The 12,286-nt window shown below is 61.1% G+C and carries 22 protein-coding genes; all 22 read right to left on the minus strand.

Features of this window, described 5'->3' with window-relative positions; translation table 11 throughout:
• Positions 1-218: 218 nt before the first annotated feature.
• Complete coding sequence (rplQ, locus tag AACL53_RS10575; protein WP_339084476.1) at positions 219-647, minus strand: 50S ribosomal protein L17; 429 nt, start codon at positions 645-647, stop codon at positions 219-221.
• A gap of 223 nt (positions 648-870) precedes the next feature.
• Positions 871-1,893: a DNA-directed RNA polymerase subunit alpha gene (locus tag AACL53_RS10580; protein ID WP_291166452.1), complete on the minus strand. Its 1,023-nt coding sequence runs from the start codon at positions 1,891-1,893 to the stop codon at positions 871-873.
• 112 nt (positions 1,894-2,005) lie between these two features.
• Entirely contained in the window at positions 2,006-2,407 is a 402-nt protein-coding gene (gene rpsK, locus AACL53_RS10585; protein ID WP_045835898.1) for a 30S ribosomal protein S11, read from the minus strand.
• 86 nt (positions 2,408-2,493) lie between these two features.
• On the minus strand, positions 2,494-2,871 hold the full coding sequence (gene rpsM, locus AACL53_RS10590) for a 30S ribosomal protein S13 (RefSeq protein ID WP_092866863.1): 378 nt from the start codon (positions 2,869-2,871) through the stop codon (positions 2,494-2,496).
• A gap of 187 nt (positions 2,872-3,058) precedes the next feature.
• Positions 3,059-3,652 (minus strand): adenylate kinase, encoded by a 594-nt coding sequence (locus AACL53_RS10595; RefSeq protein ID WP_339084477.1) that lies wholly within the window; start codon positions 3,650-3,652, stop codon positions 3,059-3,061.
• Positions 3,649-4,992: a preprotein translocase subunit SecY gene (gene secY, locus AACL53_RS10600; RefSeq protein WP_339084478.1), complete on the minus strand. Its 1,344-nt coding sequence runs from the start codon at positions 4,990-4,992 to the stop codon at positions 3,649-3,651. Before secY ends, AACL53_RS10595 begins: the two co-directional genes overlap by 4 nt.
• 136 nt (positions 4,993-5,128) lie before the next feature.
• Positions 5,129-5,683, minus strand: a complete 555-nt coding sequence (gene rplO / locus AACL53_RS10605) for a 50S ribosomal protein L15 (RefSeq protein ID WP_339084479.1) — start codon at positions 5,681-5,683, stop codon at positions 5,129-5,131.
• Between the two features lie 5 nt (positions 5,684-5,688).
• Complete coding sequence (rpmD, locus tag AACL53_RS10610; protein ID WP_339084480.1) at positions 5,689-5,880, minus strand: 50S ribosomal protein L30; 192 nt, start codon at positions 5,878-5,880, stop codon at positions 5,689-5,691.
• A gap of 60 nt (positions 5,881-5,940) precedes the next feature.
• On the minus strand, positions 5,941-6,516 hold the full coding sequence (gene rpsE, locus AACL53_RS10615) for a 30S ribosomal protein S5 (RefSeq protein ID WP_339084481.1): 576 nt from the start codon (positions 6,514-6,516) through the stop codon (positions 5,941-5,943).
• A gap of 24 nt (positions 6,517-6,540) precedes the next feature.
• A complete protein-coding gene (gene rplR / locus AACL53_RS10620; RefSeq protein ID WP_092866873.1) occupies positions 6,541-6,903 on the minus strand; it encodes a 50S ribosomal protein L18 in 363 nt (120 codons plus the stop codon).
• 11 nt (positions 6,904-6,914) lie between these two features.
• Positions 6,915-7,457, minus strand: a complete 543-nt coding sequence (gene rplF, locus AACL53_RS10625) for a 50S ribosomal protein L6 (protein ID WP_339084482.1) — start codon at positions 7,455-7,457, stop codon at positions 6,915-6,917.
• A gap of 42 nt (positions 7,458-7,499) precedes the next feature.
• The gene (gene rpsH, locus AACL53_RS10630) at positions 7,500-7,898 is read right to left on the minus strand and encodes a 30S ribosomal protein S8 (protein ID WP_092866877.1); all 399 of its coding nucleotides are present in this window, start codon (positions 7,896-7,898) and stop codon (positions 7,500-7,502) included.
• Positions 7,899-7,910: 12 nt separating this feature from the next.
• Positions 7,911-8,216 carry a 30S ribosomal protein S14 gene (gene rpsN / locus AACL53_RS10635; protein ID WP_045835888.1) on the minus strand — a complete coding sequence of 102 codons (306 nt, stop codon included), beginning with the start codon at positions 8,214-8,216 and terminating at the stop codon, positions 7,911-7,913.
• Between the two features lie 42 nt (positions 8,217-8,258).
• Positions 8,259-8,942 (minus strand): 50S ribosomal protein L5, encoded by a 684-nt coding sequence (gene rplE, locus AACL53_RS10640; protein WP_339084483.1) that lies wholly within the window; start codon positions 8,940-8,942, stop codon positions 8,259-8,261.
• Positions 8,943-8,945: 3 nt separating this feature from the next.
• Positions 8,946-9,272: a 50S ribosomal protein L24 gene (gene rplX, locus AACL53_RS10645; RefSeq protein WP_045835886.1), complete on the minus strand. Its 327-nt coding sequence runs from the start codon at positions 9,270-9,272 to the stop codon at positions 8,946-8,948.
• Positions 9,272-9,640 (minus strand): 50S ribosomal protein L14, encoded by a 369-nt coding sequence (rplN, locus tag AACL53_RS10650; RefSeq protein ID WP_013215056.1) that lies wholly within the window; start codon positions 9,638-9,640, stop codon positions 9,272-9,274. The genes rplX and rplN overlap by 1 nt, the downstream gene beginning before the upstream one ends.
• 162 nt (positions 9,641-9,802) lie before the next feature.
• On the minus strand, positions 9,803-10,033 hold the full coding sequence (rpsQ, locus tag AACL53_RS10655) for a 30S ribosomal protein S17 (RefSeq protein ID WP_092866881.1): 231 nt from the start codon (positions 10,031-10,033) through the stop codon (positions 9,803-9,805).
• A gap of 14 nt (positions 10,034-10,047) precedes the next feature.
• Entirely contained in the window at positions 10,048-10,254 is a 207-nt protein-coding gene (gene rpmC / locus AACL53_RS10660) for a 50S ribosomal protein L29 (protein WP_092866883.1), read from the minus strand.
• 14 nt (positions 10,255-10,268) lie between these two features.
• Positions 10,269-10,679, minus strand: coding sequence for a 50S ribosomal protein L16 (gene rplP, locus AACL53_RS10665; protein ID WP_045835883.1), 411 nt, complete (start codon positions 10,677-10,679; stop codon positions 10,269-10,271).
• A 21-nt stretch (positions 10,680-10,700) separates the two neighbouring features.
• On the minus strand, positions 10,701-11,546 hold the full coding sequence (rpsC, locus tag AACL53_RS10670) for a 30S ribosomal protein S3 (RefSeq protein WP_339084484.1): 846 nt from the start codon (positions 11,544-11,546) through the stop codon (positions 10,701-10,703).
• A 1-nt stretch (position 11,547) separates the two neighbouring features.
• The gene (rplV, locus tag AACL53_RS10675) at positions 11,548-11,994 is read right to left on the minus strand and encodes a 50S ribosomal protein L22 (protein ID WP_092866887.1); all 447 of its coding nucleotides are present in this window, start codon (positions 11,992-11,994) and stop codon (positions 11,548-11,550) included.
• Complete coding sequence (gene rpsS, locus AACL53_RS10680) at positions 11,994-12,272, minus strand: 30S ribosomal protein S19 (RefSeq protein WP_045835880.1); 279 nt, start codon at positions 12,270-12,272, stop codon at positions 11,994-11,996. The genes rplV and rpsS overlap by 1 nt, the downstream gene beginning before the upstream one ends.
• Positions 12,273-12,286 lie beyond the last annotated feature (14 nt).

Genomic DNA, 12,286 nt, shown 5'->3' on the forward strand with positions numbered 1-12,286 from the left:
GGCTGCGCTGCCCGGGACGCAACCCCGGCGGGAGCGCGTCACACGCCTGCAATAACATGGGTCTTAGTGTGCGCCTCAGCTGAAGAGGGCACATCGTTGCGCGCATCGCCTGCAGACTAAATCCCGCGCCTGCGATCCGATCGCGCCAGAGCCCTCAAAGCAAAACCCCGGCGCTTTCCAGCGCCGGGGTTTTTAAAACTGGGTAGAGCTTACGAAGCTCAGTTCGAAGCGGCCTGCTCGGCGAGCATCGCTTCGTGACGAGCCTTGTCCTCGGCGCCCTTCACGCTCTCGTCGCGATCGACGAGTTCGATGACGGCGCGGGGCGAGTTGTCGCCGTAACGGAAGCCGGCTTTCAGCACGCGCGTATAGCCGCCGTTGCGGTCTTTGTAACGCGGTCCGAGAATATCGAAGAGCTTCTTGACCATGTCTTCATCGCGAAGGCGGGCAATTGCCAGGCGACGCGAGTTCAAGTCGCCGCGCTTCGCGAGCGTGATGTACTTGTCGACGACGCGCTTCAGGTCTTTCGCCTTCGGCAGCGTGGTGACGATCTGCTCGTGCTTGATGAGAGCTGCGGCCATGTTCGAGAACATTGCCTGACGGTGACCGACGTGACGGCCAAAGCGGCGGCCAAGCTTCTTGTGTCGCATAGTGTCTTCTTCCTTACATTGTTGGCCCGCGGCACATGCCGCAAGGCTTGTATTGACCGTTGGCCTTCGCCATCCGGTTCGGCGCGGGAGGTTCTATGGCCTCACCTTCGCCTCTCTTTGATTGCGCTCGGCGACTCTCGTTCCGAGAGCCGGCCGCCGAGCGCGGGCCGCGGTCGCCCAGCGTCTCTCGTTCCGAGAGTTAGCCGCCGGGCGGTAGTGGGTCTTAGTACTGGTCTTCGAAGCGCTTCGCCAGCTCGTCGATGTTGTCAGGCGGCCAGTTCGGCACTTCCATACCGAGGTGGAGACCCATCGTCGCCAAAACTTCCTTGATCTCGTTCAGCGACTTCCGGCCGAAGTTCGGCGTGCGAAGCATTTCGGCTTCGGTCTTCTGAATGAGATCGCCGATGTAGACGATGTTATCGTTCTTGAGGCAGTTCGCAGAGCGAACCGAAAGCTCGAGCTCGTCGACCTTCTTGAGCAGCGCGGCGTTGAACGCGAGCTCCGGATGACGCTGCTCTTCCTGGGCCTTCTTCGGCTCTTCGAAGTTGATGAAGACAGCGAGCTGATCCTGCAGAATACGGGCTGCGAGAGCGACCGCGTCCTCAGGACGGATCGAGCCGTCCGTCTCAACAACCATCGTCAGCTTATCGTAGTCGAGGATCTGACCTTCGCGGGTATTCTCGACCTTGTAGGAAACCTTCTTGACCGGCGAATAGAGGCTGTCGACCGGGATCAGGCCGATCGGCGCGTCCTCAGGACGATTGCGGTCGGAGGCAACGTAACCCTTGCCGATGTCGGACGTGAACTCCATCCGGATCGCCGCGCCCTGGTCGAGGTGGCAGATCACGTGCTCGGGGTTCAGAACTTCAACTTCGGATGATGCTTCGATGTCGCCGGCGGTGACGGGGCCTGCGCCTTCCTTCTTCAGCACCATGCGCTTCACGCCTTCCGAATGGATGCGGAGCGCAATTTCCTTGATGTTGAGGATGATGTTCGTCACGTCTTCGCGGACGCCCGGAACGGACGAGAACTCATGCAGCACGCCGTCGATCTGCACGGTCTTGATGGCGGCGCCCTGGAGCGACGACAGCAGCACGCGGCGCAACGCGTTTCCGAGCGTCATGCCGAAGCCGCGCTCAAGGGGTTCTGCTACAACGGTCGCGATGCGCGAGCGGTCGCGGCCGGACTGAATTTCAAGCTTCGACGGCTTGATCAGATCTTGCCAGTTCTTCTGGAGAACGTTCACGAGAAACCTCGTTAGTTTTGCGCGGACGGGGGAGCGGGCCGCGGAATCTCTTGGCGGTACTTATTTACAAGTGGCAGCGCGCCGAGCGGTCCCGGCGCGCGCAAAATTTCGTTTAGACGCGGCGGCGCTTGCGTGGGCGGCAGCCGTTGTGCGGGATCGGCGTCACGTCGCGGATCGATGTGATCTGAAAGCCGACAGCCTGGAGCGCGCGGAGAGCCGATTCACGACCCGAACCCGGACCGCAAACCTCGACCTCGAGCACCTTCATGCCGTGTTCCTGGGCCTTCTTGCCGGCATCTTCGGCAGCCATCTGCGCGGCATACGGCGTCGACTTGCGCGAGCCCTTGAAGCCCTTGGTGCCCGAAGACGACCACGCGATCGTGTTGCCCTGGGCGTCCGTGATGGTGATCATCGTGTTGTTGAACGACGCGTTGACGTGTGCGACGCCCGACGTGATGTTCTTCTTCTCGCGCTTCTTAACTTTGCCGCGTGCTGCCGCTGCTTCCTTGGCCATTACCGTCGTTGCTCCATGCCTCGTTCAAGCGGAGGCGTAAATCGTTGCGCGCGCCAGATGGCGCGCAGGAAATCCTTGGTGACGAACTACTTCGTCGCCTTCTTCTTGCCTGCAATCGGCACAGCCTTACCCTTACGGGTGCGGGCGTTCGTGTGGGTGCGCTGACCGCGTACGGGCAGACCCTTGCGGTGACGCAGACCGCGGTAGCAACCGAGGTCCATCAGACGCTTGATGTTCGTCTGGACTTCGCGGCGAAGGTCGCCCTCAACCGTGTAATCGCGGTCGATCGTTTCACGGATCTGCAGGACTTCGGCGTCGGTCAGCTGGCTGACGCGGCGATCGGCCGGAATGCTGCACTTCTCGCAAATCTCTTTCGAGAATTTCGGGCCAATGCCGTGGATGTAACGAAGCGCGATCTCGACGCGCTTACCCGTTGGAATGTTGACGCCTGCGATGCGGGCCACTTTAGTCTCCTGCCTTTAAATCTCGAGCCGATTAACGAAGCTGTTTCTGACGAATTCTCAAGTGCGAATAGGCGCAACGACCGCAGTACCGGGGTTTCGTTCCCTGGTCCGGATCAAGTTGAGCCCTAAAAGAAAGTTGTGTTTTCTACCTCGGGTCATCCCTTCCGTCAATCCGTGCTTCTTTGTGTCACGCATGCTGGAAATGATTCAATACTTCGCCGATCTGCTGGCTGACTTCGGGGATCGGCGCCATGCCGTTCACCGTTTTCAGCAACCGATGAGCATAATAGAAGCCAATCAACGGCGCCGTTTCGCGGTAGTAGGCGATCAGGCGCGTCTTCAGGGCTTCGGGGTTGTCGTCGGCCCGAACTGTGCCACCGGCCGCGATCGTCTCCCGGGCGCGACATTCTATCCGCTCGATGAGCTTGGTATCGTCAACCTTGAGTTCGATGACGCAATCGATGTGGCGGCCCTTGGATTTCAAAAGGTCGTCAAGCGCGTCGGCCTGGGCCAGCGTGCGCGGAAACCCGTCGAGAATGAATCCCTTGGCGCAATCGGGCTCGGAAATCCGGTCGGCTATGATGCCGATGACGATCTCGTCGCTGACGAGACCGCCTTCGGCCATGATCTTCTTCGCCTTGAGGCCGACCGGCGAGCCCGCCTTAACAGCGGCGCGCAGCATGTCGCCCGTTGAAAGCTGCGGCAGTCCGAGGCGCTCGGAGATCAGCTGAGACTGTGTACCCTTGCCCGCACCCGGCGGTCCAAGCAGCATCAGGATCATCGACGCGCTCCGCGAAGCTTAGCCTTCTTGATCAAGCCCTCATACTGCTGAGCGATGAGGTGGCTTTGAACCTGGGCGACCGTGTCCATCGTGACGCTGACGGCGATAAGGAGCGAGGTGCCGCCGAAGTAGAGCGGGATGCCGGCATACGACGTCAAGATCTCGGGCAGTACGCAAACCGCGGCCAGATAAAGAGCGCCGACAACGGTGATGCGGGTCAAGACATAGTCGATATATTCGGCCGTCTTCTCGCCTGGGCGGATCCCGGGAAGGAAGCCGCCGTACTTACGGAGATTATCCGCTGTCTCCTTGGGGTTGATCACAACCGCCGTGTAGAAGAACGCGAAGAACAGGATCAACAGCGCGTAGACGAGCATGTGGAGCGGCTGACCCGATCCAAGCGCGGCGACGGCTTCGTTCAGCCATTCCGGTCCCTGCCCTGCCGTGAACTGCGCGGCCGTGATCGGCAGCAGGAGGAGCGAGGATGCGAAGATCGGCGGAATGACGCCCGAAGAGTTGAGCTTCAGCGGCAAATGCGAGGCTTCGCCCTGGAACATCTTGTTCCCGACTTGCCGCTTCGGATACTGGACCAATAGGCGTCGTTGCGCGCGCTCGAAGAACACGATCGCGGCGACGACGGCCAGAGCCAATGTCAGGAAGAACACGAGAATTCCGGGCGAGATCGAGCCGGTGCGCGACAGCTCGAAGAGCTGCACCAACGCTCCGGGAAGTCCCGCGACGATGCCGGCGAAGATGATCAGCGATGTGCCGTTGCCGACGCCGCGCTGCGTGATCTGCTCGCCGAGCCACATCAGGAAGACAGTGCCGCCGACGAGCGTGATGACCGTCGTCAAGCGGAAGAACATGCCCGGGTCCAGAACTACGGAGCCGGCCGCGTTTCGCGAACCTTCGAGACCGACGGCGATGCCATAGGCCTGGAGTGCCGCGAGAACGACCGTCAGATACCGCGTATACTGGTTGATCTGCTTGCGGCCGGCCTCGCCTTCCTTCTTCAAAGCTTCAAGCTTCGGCGAGATCGAGCTCATCAACTGCATGATGATCGACGCCGAGATGTACGGCATGATGTTCAGCGCGAAAATCGCCAAACGCTCGAGGGCGCCACCCGAGAACATGTTAAACATGCCCAGGATGCCGCCGGCTTGTGACTTGAACGTTTCGGCGAACGCCGCCGGATTGATGCCGGGCAGCGGAATGAACGTGCCGAGACGGAAAACGATCAGAGCGCCAAGCGTGAACCATAGGCGCCGCTTCAAATCCTCCGCCTTGGCGAAGGCTGAGAAGTTCAGATTCGAAGCAAGCTGCTCGGCAGCGGAAGCCATTGGTCTCTTCTCCTAACCGTTGCGACCGCGCCCAAAAGCGCTATCGCAACCTGGGCCCGGATAGCGCCGTTTCCGGCGCCTTCCGGCCTCGAACGCCGACTAGGCCGGTCCCCCAAGCCAGATCGACCGTCCGCCTTTATTCCTCGGACTTCGCGGCGCCGGGCTTCTTGCCCTTCGCGGCCTTCTTGTCAGCCGACTTTTTGCGCTTTTCTTCGTCTGCGGCGAGAACTTTGCGCTCGATCACGGTGACGCTGCCGCCGGCCTTCTCGATCGCTTCCTTAGCCTTTGCCGACGCGTGATTGACGGTGATCGAGATCTTGGACTTGATCTCGCCGTCGCCGAGGAGGCGAAGGCCGTCTTTTGCACGGCGTACGATGCCAGCTTCGATCAGCGAAGCCAGGTCGACCGGCTTCGAGCCATCGAGGCGCTTGTCCTCGATCGCCTGCTGCAGCGAGCCAACATTGATCTCGTTGAAATGCTCAGGGCGCCACTTGTTGAAGCCGCGCTTCGGCAGACGACGATGCAAGGGCATCTGACCGCCTTCGAAGCCGCCGATCGCGACGCCTGTACGAGCCGTCTGGCCCTTGCCGCCGCGGCCACCCATCTTGCCCATACCCGAGCCGATGCCGCGACCGATGCGGACGCGGGTCTTCTTGGCGCCTGGGTTATCTTTAATGCCGTTCAGCCGCATGGTGCTTATTTCCCTTCTTCGACCTGAACGAGATGCTGAACTTTTTTCAGCATGCCGCGTACGGCCGGCGTGTCTTCAAGCGTGGAGGTGCGACCGAGCTTGTTCAGCCCGAGGCCGATCAGCGTACCGGTCTGCCGCTCGGGGCGCCTGTTGGCACTCCGCACCTGCTTCAGCGTGATCGTCTTCTTCGTCGCCATATCGTAACCTCAGGTCCCTTTGTGAAGCGGCAGGACGAGCCTGCGCTTCCATTATATTTTTCAGACGTCCGCACCAGCCTCGGCCGTGGCCGAGCCGTCGCGACGACGCGACACGATGTCGGAAACCTTCTTGTTGCGGCGAGCTGCGACGCCGCGCGGATTTTCCTGCGCCTTGAGGGCGTCGAAGGTTGCGCGGACAACGTTGTAGGGGTTCGTCGAACCCATCGACTTCGCAACGATGTCATGCACGCCGACCATCTCGAACACGGCGCGCATTGCGCCGCCTGCGATGATGCCAGTACCGGCCGGAGCCGAGCGCAGGATGACCTTGCCGGCGCCGTGGCGGCCGACGCTGTCATGGTGCAGCGTGCGAGCGTCGCGGAGCGGCACGCGAAGAAGGTTGCGCTTTGCAGCTTCGGTCGCCTTGCGGATCGCCTCCGGAACCTCACGCGCCTTGCCGTGGCCGAAGCCAACGCGGCCTTTCAGGTCGCCGACGACGACGAGCGCAGCAAAGCCGAAGCGCTTACCGCCCTTGACGACCTTGGCGACACGATTGATGTGAACGAGCTTATCGGAAAACTCGCTATCGCGCTCCTCGCGATCTCTGCCACGGTCTCTCTGGGGTCCACGTGCCACGTTTCGGTTCCTCTCGGGTATCTCTTAAAACTTCAGGCCGCCGTCGCGGGCGGCATCGGCGAGCGCCTTGACGCGCCCATGAAACAGGAAGCCGCCGCGGTCGAAGACGACCTCAGTGACGCCGGCTTTGACGGCGCGCTCGGCGACGAGCTTGCCGATAGCAGCAGCTGCTGCTTTGTCGGCACCCGTCTTGAGCGAGCCTTTGACGTCTTTCTCAAGTGTCGAAGCCGATGCGAGCGTTACGCCCTTCACGTCGTCGATCACCTGCGCGTAGATATTCTCCGACGAGCGGTGAATGGAAAGCCGGGGACGACCGTTCGAGGCGGCCCTGAGGCTTCTGCGAACACGCGCCTTGCGGTTCGTAAATTTCTGGTTGCTGTTGGCCATCGGTGCCGGTCCTACTTCTTCTTGCCTTCCTTGCGGAGGATGTATTCGCCCTTATAGCGCACGCCCTTGCCCTGGTAGGGCTCCGGCTTGCGGGAGGCACGGATGATGGATGCCACCTGGCCCACCGCCTGCTTATCGATGCCGGAGACCGACACCAGTTCCTGCTTGGCGCCGCCGACCTTCACGTCCACGCCCGCCGGGATCTTCAGCACGACGTCGTGGCTGTAGCCGACGGAAAGCGTCAGCGTGTCCTTGCCCTTCATCGAGGCCTTGAAGCCGACGCCATGGATCTCGAGATCCTGGCTGTAACCGTCGGTCACGCCCTTGATGAGGTTCGCGATCTGTGTCCGCGACATGCCCCACTCGGAGCGTGCAAGCTTCGTATCTTCGAGAAGGCTGACGTCGATGCCTTCATCCGAACGCTGGACCTTCAAAGCGTCGGGAACCGTGAAGGCGAGTTCGCCCTTGGGACCCTTCATCTTGACGGTCTGACCGCTGATCGTCGCCGTCACGTTCGACGGGACCGGAACGGGTTTCTTACCGATGCGCGACATGGCTTATTCGAACCTTGTTTCGCCGAGGCCTGGGCCTCAGCCTTAGAATATGTTGCAGATGACTTCGCCGCCGACGTTGGCTTCGCGCGCCTTCGAGTCCGACATGACACCCTTCGGCGTCGACAGAATAGCAACGCCGAGGCCGTTGGCGACGATCGGAATTCCCTTCACTGCCGAGTAGACGCGACGGCCCGGCTTCGAAATGCGCTCGATCTCACGGATGGCCGGCTGGCCATTGTAATACTTGAGCTCGATTTCGAACTGGGGCAGTTCGCCCTTCAATTCGACGCGGCTGTAGCCACGGATGTAACCTTCCTCGGCGAGCACGTCGAGGACGCGGGCGCGGAGGCTAGAAGCGGGGGTGGCGACCTTCGGCCGGCGACGCATCTGAGCGTTCCGGATGCGGGTCAGCATATCGCCCAACGGATCATTCACGGACATTGATGCTTCCTCTTACCAGCTCGCCTTGACCATGCCCGGGATACGGCCCTGGCTCGCCAGCTCGCGGAGCTGGTTGCGGCACATCCTGAGCTTGCGGTAGTTGCCGCGGGGGCGGCCGGTGATCTCGCAACGATTGCGGATGCGAACCTTCGAGCCGTTGCGCGGCATCTCGGCAAGCTTAAGGCGCGCGGCGAAACGCTCTTCCGGCGTCTTCGTCCTGTCCTTCGCGAGCAGCTTCAGGCGCTTGCGCTTGGGAGCCTGCTCGGCCGTCATCTTGCGACGCCGGTTATTCTTTTCAATCGAACTGGTCTTAGCCATTTCATCTCCTCCAAAGGCCTTTCGGCTTTCTGCCGAGGTCCTCTAGCTGCGGAACGGGAAGTTGAAGCCCTTGAGCAATTCACGGGCTTCTTCGTCAGTCTTGGCCGACGTGCAAACGATCACGTCGAGGCCCAATACGTTGTCGACCTTGTCGTAGTCGATCTCGGGGAACACGAGGTGCTCCTTGAGGCCGGTCGCATAGTTGCCACGGCCGTCGAAGCTCTTCGGGTTCAGGCCCCGGAAGTCCTTCACACGCGGCAGAGCGATCGTTACGAACCGATCGAGAAATTCGTACATGCGGTCGCCGCGCAGCGTCACCTTGGCGCCAATCGCCATGCCTTCGCGAAGCTTGTACGTGGCGATCGCCTTACGGGCTCGCGTGATAACCGGTTTCTGGCCAGCGATCAAAGCGAGATCCGATGCCGCGACGTCAACTTTCTTGCGGTCGTTGACGGCTTCGCCAACGCCCATGTTGATCACGATCTTCTCGATGCGCGGGATCTGCATCACGTTCGAGTAACCGAACTTCTCTTTCAGAGCGTCGCGAACGACCTTCTCATAGTGAGACTTCAAGCGCGGCTTGTAATCGGCCGGACGCGGAGCTGCGGGCTCGCGCGGAGCTGCCGGGGCTGCAGCCTTCTTGTCGGCGCGCGCCTTCTTGTTTTCGCCTGCACCTTGCGGCGAGCCGCCCTGAGGCTTGGCGCCTTTTGCTGTATCTTTTGCCATGGCCTAGTTCTTCTCCGGGATCTGCTCACCCGAGCGCTTTGCGATGCGGACCTTCTTGCCGTCTTCAAGAACCTTGAATCCGACGCGCGACGGCTTGCCGTCCTTGGGGTCCTCGATCGCGAGGTTCGAGAGGTCGATCGGACCTTCCTTGGAAATGATGCCGCCTTCCTGCGACGCCGACTGGCGTTGGTGACGGCGCACCATGTTGACGCCGCGAACGAGTGCGCGGTGTTCCTTGGGGCGGATCTCGATCACTTCGCCCCGCTTGCCCTTGTCGCGGCCGGCGAGAACGACGACCTTGTCGCCCTTCTTGATTTTAAATGCCGACATCAGAGGACCTCCGGCGCAAGCGATACGATCTTCATATGGTTCTTCGCGCGAAGTTCACGCGTTACGGGTCCGAAAATACGCGTTCCGACAGGCTCGCCGTTGGCGTTGATCAGAACAGCGGCGTTGCGGTCGAAGCGGATCAGCGAGCCATCGGCCCGGCGGATACCCTTCGCGACGCGAACGATCACGGCCTTCATCACCTGACCCTTCTTGACGCGGCCCTTCGGGATCGCCTCCTTGACGGAGACAACGATGGTGTCACCCACCGTCGCGTACTTGCGCTTCGAGCCGCCCAGCACCTTGATGCACTGAACGCGGCGCGCGCCCGAGTTGTCGGCGACGTCGAGATTGCTCTCCATCTGGATCATCGCGTCGTTCCTTCTTTCACGGCCTTAAGAGCCTTGCTCTTGAAGCCCATCTCTACATTTGCCGTTCTGGCTCGCGGGGTCTTGGGAAAATCTCCCAACTCTCCGACGGCTCGAAAGGCGGCTCCCGGCGTTAAATCGCTCGGCGAATCAAGGCTTATAACCTCAACTGGCTATCGCAATCCAACGTTTGTTCTTGGAAATCGGCCGCGTCTCTTCGATTGAGACCTGGTCGCCTACCTTGAACGAATTCTGTTCATCGTGTGCGTGATACTTCTTCGTACGGCGCACGGTCTTTTTCAGCAGCGGATGGGTGTAGCGACGCTCGACCTGAACGACGATGGTCTTGTCGTTCTTGTCGGATACCACGACTCCCTGCAGCACGCGCTTCGGCATAATCTCGTTCTCCCTTACGCGCCTTTTTTGACGCTGCCACCGCGCCGGGCAACGGCTGCGGTCTTGATGCGCGCGATATCTCGACGGACGAGCCGGATGCGCGCCGTGTTTTCAAGTTGGCCAGAAGCCCGCTGAAAGCGCAGGTTGAACTGCTCTTTCTTGAGCTTCGCCAGCTGTTCATCGAGCTGATCGAGCGACATGCCCTTTAAATTGTCGGCCATGACTATCACCTCGCCTATTCGATCCGCGTAACGACGCGGCATTTGATGGGCAGCTTGGCGGCTCCGAGAATAAGAGCTTCCTTCGCCACTTGCTGATTGACACCGCCGAGCTCGAAAATGATGCGGCCCGGCTTGACGCGCGCCACCCAAAGCTCGGGCGAACCCTTACCGGAGCCCATGCGGACTTCGGCCGGCTTCTTCGACACCGGCACGTCCGGGAAGATGCGGAGCCACATGCGGCCGGCACGCTTCGTATGACGAGCGATGGCGCGACGCGCGGCTTCGATCTGGCGCGCCGACAGGCGCTCCGGCTCCATGGCCTTCAGACCCACTTCGCCGTAAGCGAGCGTGGTGCCCGACTTGGCGGCGCCGTGGATGCGGCCCTTAAACTGTTTGCGGAACTTCGTCCGTTTCGGTTGCAGCATGATGAGTTGCCTCTAGGATCCTTACGCTTCTGGCGTCGATGAGCCGGCATCCGAGGCCGCCGGCGCGTTACCGCCGCCGCCTGCACCACCGCCACCGCCTGGGCCACGTCCGCCACCACCACGTCCGCCACGTCCCGGACGACGGTCACGGCGATCGCCGCGGTCATCGTCACGACGGGGGCGCGGTGCGCCGCTTTCTTGCATTTCCGTGAGCTTACGGTCGGAGGCCATCGGATCGTGCTCGATGATCTCGCCCTTGAAGACCCAAACCTTGATGCCGATGATGCCGTAGGCCGTACGCGCAACGCCGTAGCCGAAGTCGATGTCGGCGCGGAGCGTGTGCAGCGGCACGCGGCCTTCGCGATACCATTCCGTACGGGCGATTTCAGCACCACCCAAACGGCCAGCAACGTTGATACGAATGCCAATTGCGCCGAGACGCAGGGCCGACTGTACGGCACGCTTCATTGCTCGGCGGAACGCGACGCGGCGCTCGAGCTGCTGGGCGATGCCTTCGGCGATCAGTGTGGCGTCGATTTCGGGCTTGCGGATCTCGAGGATGTTCAAGTGAACTTCCGAGCTCGTCAGCTTCGCCAGATCAGCGCGGAGACGCTCGATCTTTTCGCCCTTCTTGCCGATCAGAATGCCGGGACGGGCAGTCATGACCGTGACGCGGCACTTCTTGTGCGGGCGTTCGATGACGACTTTCGAGATGCCGGCTTCGCGCTGCTCTTTCATAATGTGAGCGCGGATCGCACGGTCCTCGTGCAACAGCTTACCGTATTCGCCGCGAGCGGCGAACCAGCGGCTGTCCCATGTCCGGTTGATACCGAGACGGAGGCCGACGGGATTGACTTTTTGACCCATATTACTTGGCCTCCTTGGCCGCCGCGGCGGGCTTCGACGCGGACTTCTTTCCGGCTTTCTTCTTCTCAGCCTTTTCCTCTTCGACCTGACGGACGATGACGGTCAGCTGCGAGAAAGGCTTCATGATCGAAGCGCCGCGGCCACGGCCACGAGCATGGAAGCGCTTCATGACCAGGTTCTTGCCGACGAACGCTTCAGCAACGATCAGATCGTTGACGTCGAGCGAATGGTTGTTCTCAGCGTTTGCAACGGCGCTCATCACGCATTTGCGGACGTCGCCGGCGATCCGCTTCTCGCTGAACTCGAGAACGGCCAACGCCTGATCAACCTTCTTACCACGGATCAAGCCCGCGACGAGGTTGAGCTTCTGCGGTGAAATGCGCAGCGACTTGAGAACTGCTTGGGCCTCGGTGTCGGGGAGGCGCCGCTCATGGCTTGGCTTGCCCATTATCTCTTCACCGCTTTCTTGTCGCCGCCGTGCCCGTGGAAAATACGGGTTGGTGCGAATTCACCGAACTTGTGGCCGATCATGTCCTCCGTCACGTTGACGGGGATGTGCTTCTGGCCGTTGTGCACGCCGAAGGTCAGGCCGACGAACTGGGGCAGGATCGTAGAGCGGCGGCTCCAGATCTTGATAACTTCGTTGCGCCCCGATGCGCGCGACTTGTCCGCCTTCTTAAGGAGGTAGCCGTCAACGAACGGACCTTTCCAGACTGAACGTGTCAAAGTCGATCTCCTTC

It is taken from the genome of Hyphomicrobium sp. ghe19 (assembly GCF_902712875.1).
In the GTDB taxonomy this organism is placed as follows: domain Bacteria; phylum Pseudomonadota; class Alphaproteobacteria; order Rhizobiales; family Hyphomicrobiaceae; genus Hyphomicrobium_B.

What these genes read in the sequence shown, in the direction of transcription:
- rplF (WP_339084482.1), bottom strand. Translation starts at nt 7,457, where the DNA reads ATGTCGCGCATCGGTAAGAAACCCGTTCCGGTCCCGTCGAACGTGACG.
- secY (WP_339084478.1), bottom strand. Translation starts at nt 4,992, where the DNA reads ATGGCTTCCGCTGCCGAGCAGCTTGCTTCGAATCTGAACTTCTCAGCC.
- rpsN (WP_045835888.1), bottom strand. Translation starts at nt 8,216, where the DNA reads ATGGCTAAGACCAGTTCGATTGAAAAGAATAACCGGCGTCGCAAGATG.
- rplV (WP_092866887.1), bottom strand. Translation starts at nt 11,994, where the DNA reads ATGGGCAAGCCAAGCCATGAGCGGCGCCTCCCCGACACCGAGGCCCAA.
- rpmC (WP_092866883.1), bottom strand. Translation starts at nt 10,254, where the DNA reads ATGGCCGACAATTTAAAGGGCATGTCGCTCGATCAGCTCGATGAACAG.
- rplQ (WP_339084476.1), bottom strand. Translation starts at nt 647, where the DNA reads ATGCGACACAAGAAGCTTGGCCGCCGCTTTGGCCGTCACGTCGGTCAC.
- rplR (WP_092866873.1), bottom strand. Translation starts at nt 6,903, where the DNA reads ATGGCCAACAGCAACCAGAAATTTACGAACCGCAAGGCGCGTGTTCGC.
- rpsK (WP_045835898.1), bottom strand. Translation starts at nt 2,407, where the DNA reads ATGGCCAAGGAAGCAGCGGCAGCACGCGGCAAAGTTAAGAAGCGCGAG.
- rplE (WP_339084483.1), bottom strand. Translation starts at nt 8,942, where the DNA reads ATGGCAAAAGATACAGCAAAAGGCGCCAAGCCTCAGGGCGGCTCGCCG.
- rpsH (WP_092866877.1), bottom strand. Translation starts at nt 7,898, where the DNA reads ATGTCCGTGAATGATCCGTTGGGCGATATGCTGACCCGCATCCGGAAC.
- rplN (WP_013215056.1), bottom strand. Translation starts at nt 9,640, where the DNA reads ATGATCCAGATGGAGAGCAATCTCGACGTCGCCGACAACTCGGGCGCG.
- AACL53_RS10595 (WP_339084477.1), bottom strand. Translation starts at nt 3,652, where the DNA reads ATGATCCTGATGCTGCTTGGACCGCCGGGTGCGGGCAAGGGTACACAG.
- rplX (WP_045835886.1), bottom strand. Translation starts at nt 9,272, where the DNA reads ATGTCGGCATTTAAAATCAAGAAGGGCGACAAGGTCGTCGTTCTCGCC.
- rplP (WP_045835883.1), bottom strand. Translation starts at nt 10,679, where the DNA reads ATGCTGCAACCGAAACGGACGAAGTTCCGCAAACAGTTTAAGGGCCGC.
- rpmD (WP_339084480.1), bottom strand. Translation starts at nt 5,880, where the DNA reads ATGGCGACGAAGAAGACGATCACGCTGAAGCAGGTGCGGAGTGCCAAC.
- rpsC (WP_339084484.1), bottom strand. Translation starts at nt 11,546, where the DNA reads ATGGGTCAAAAAGTCAATCCCGTCGGCCTCCGTCTCGGTATCAACCGG.
- rplO (WP_339084479.1), bottom strand. Translation starts at nt 5,683, where the DNA reads ATGCGGCTGAACGGCATTAAAGATAACCCAGGCGCCAAGAAGACCCGC.
- rpsQ (WP_092866881.1), bottom strand. Translation starts at nt 10,033, where the DNA reads ATGCCGAAGCGCGTGCTGCAGGGAGTCGTGGTATCCGACAAGAACGAC.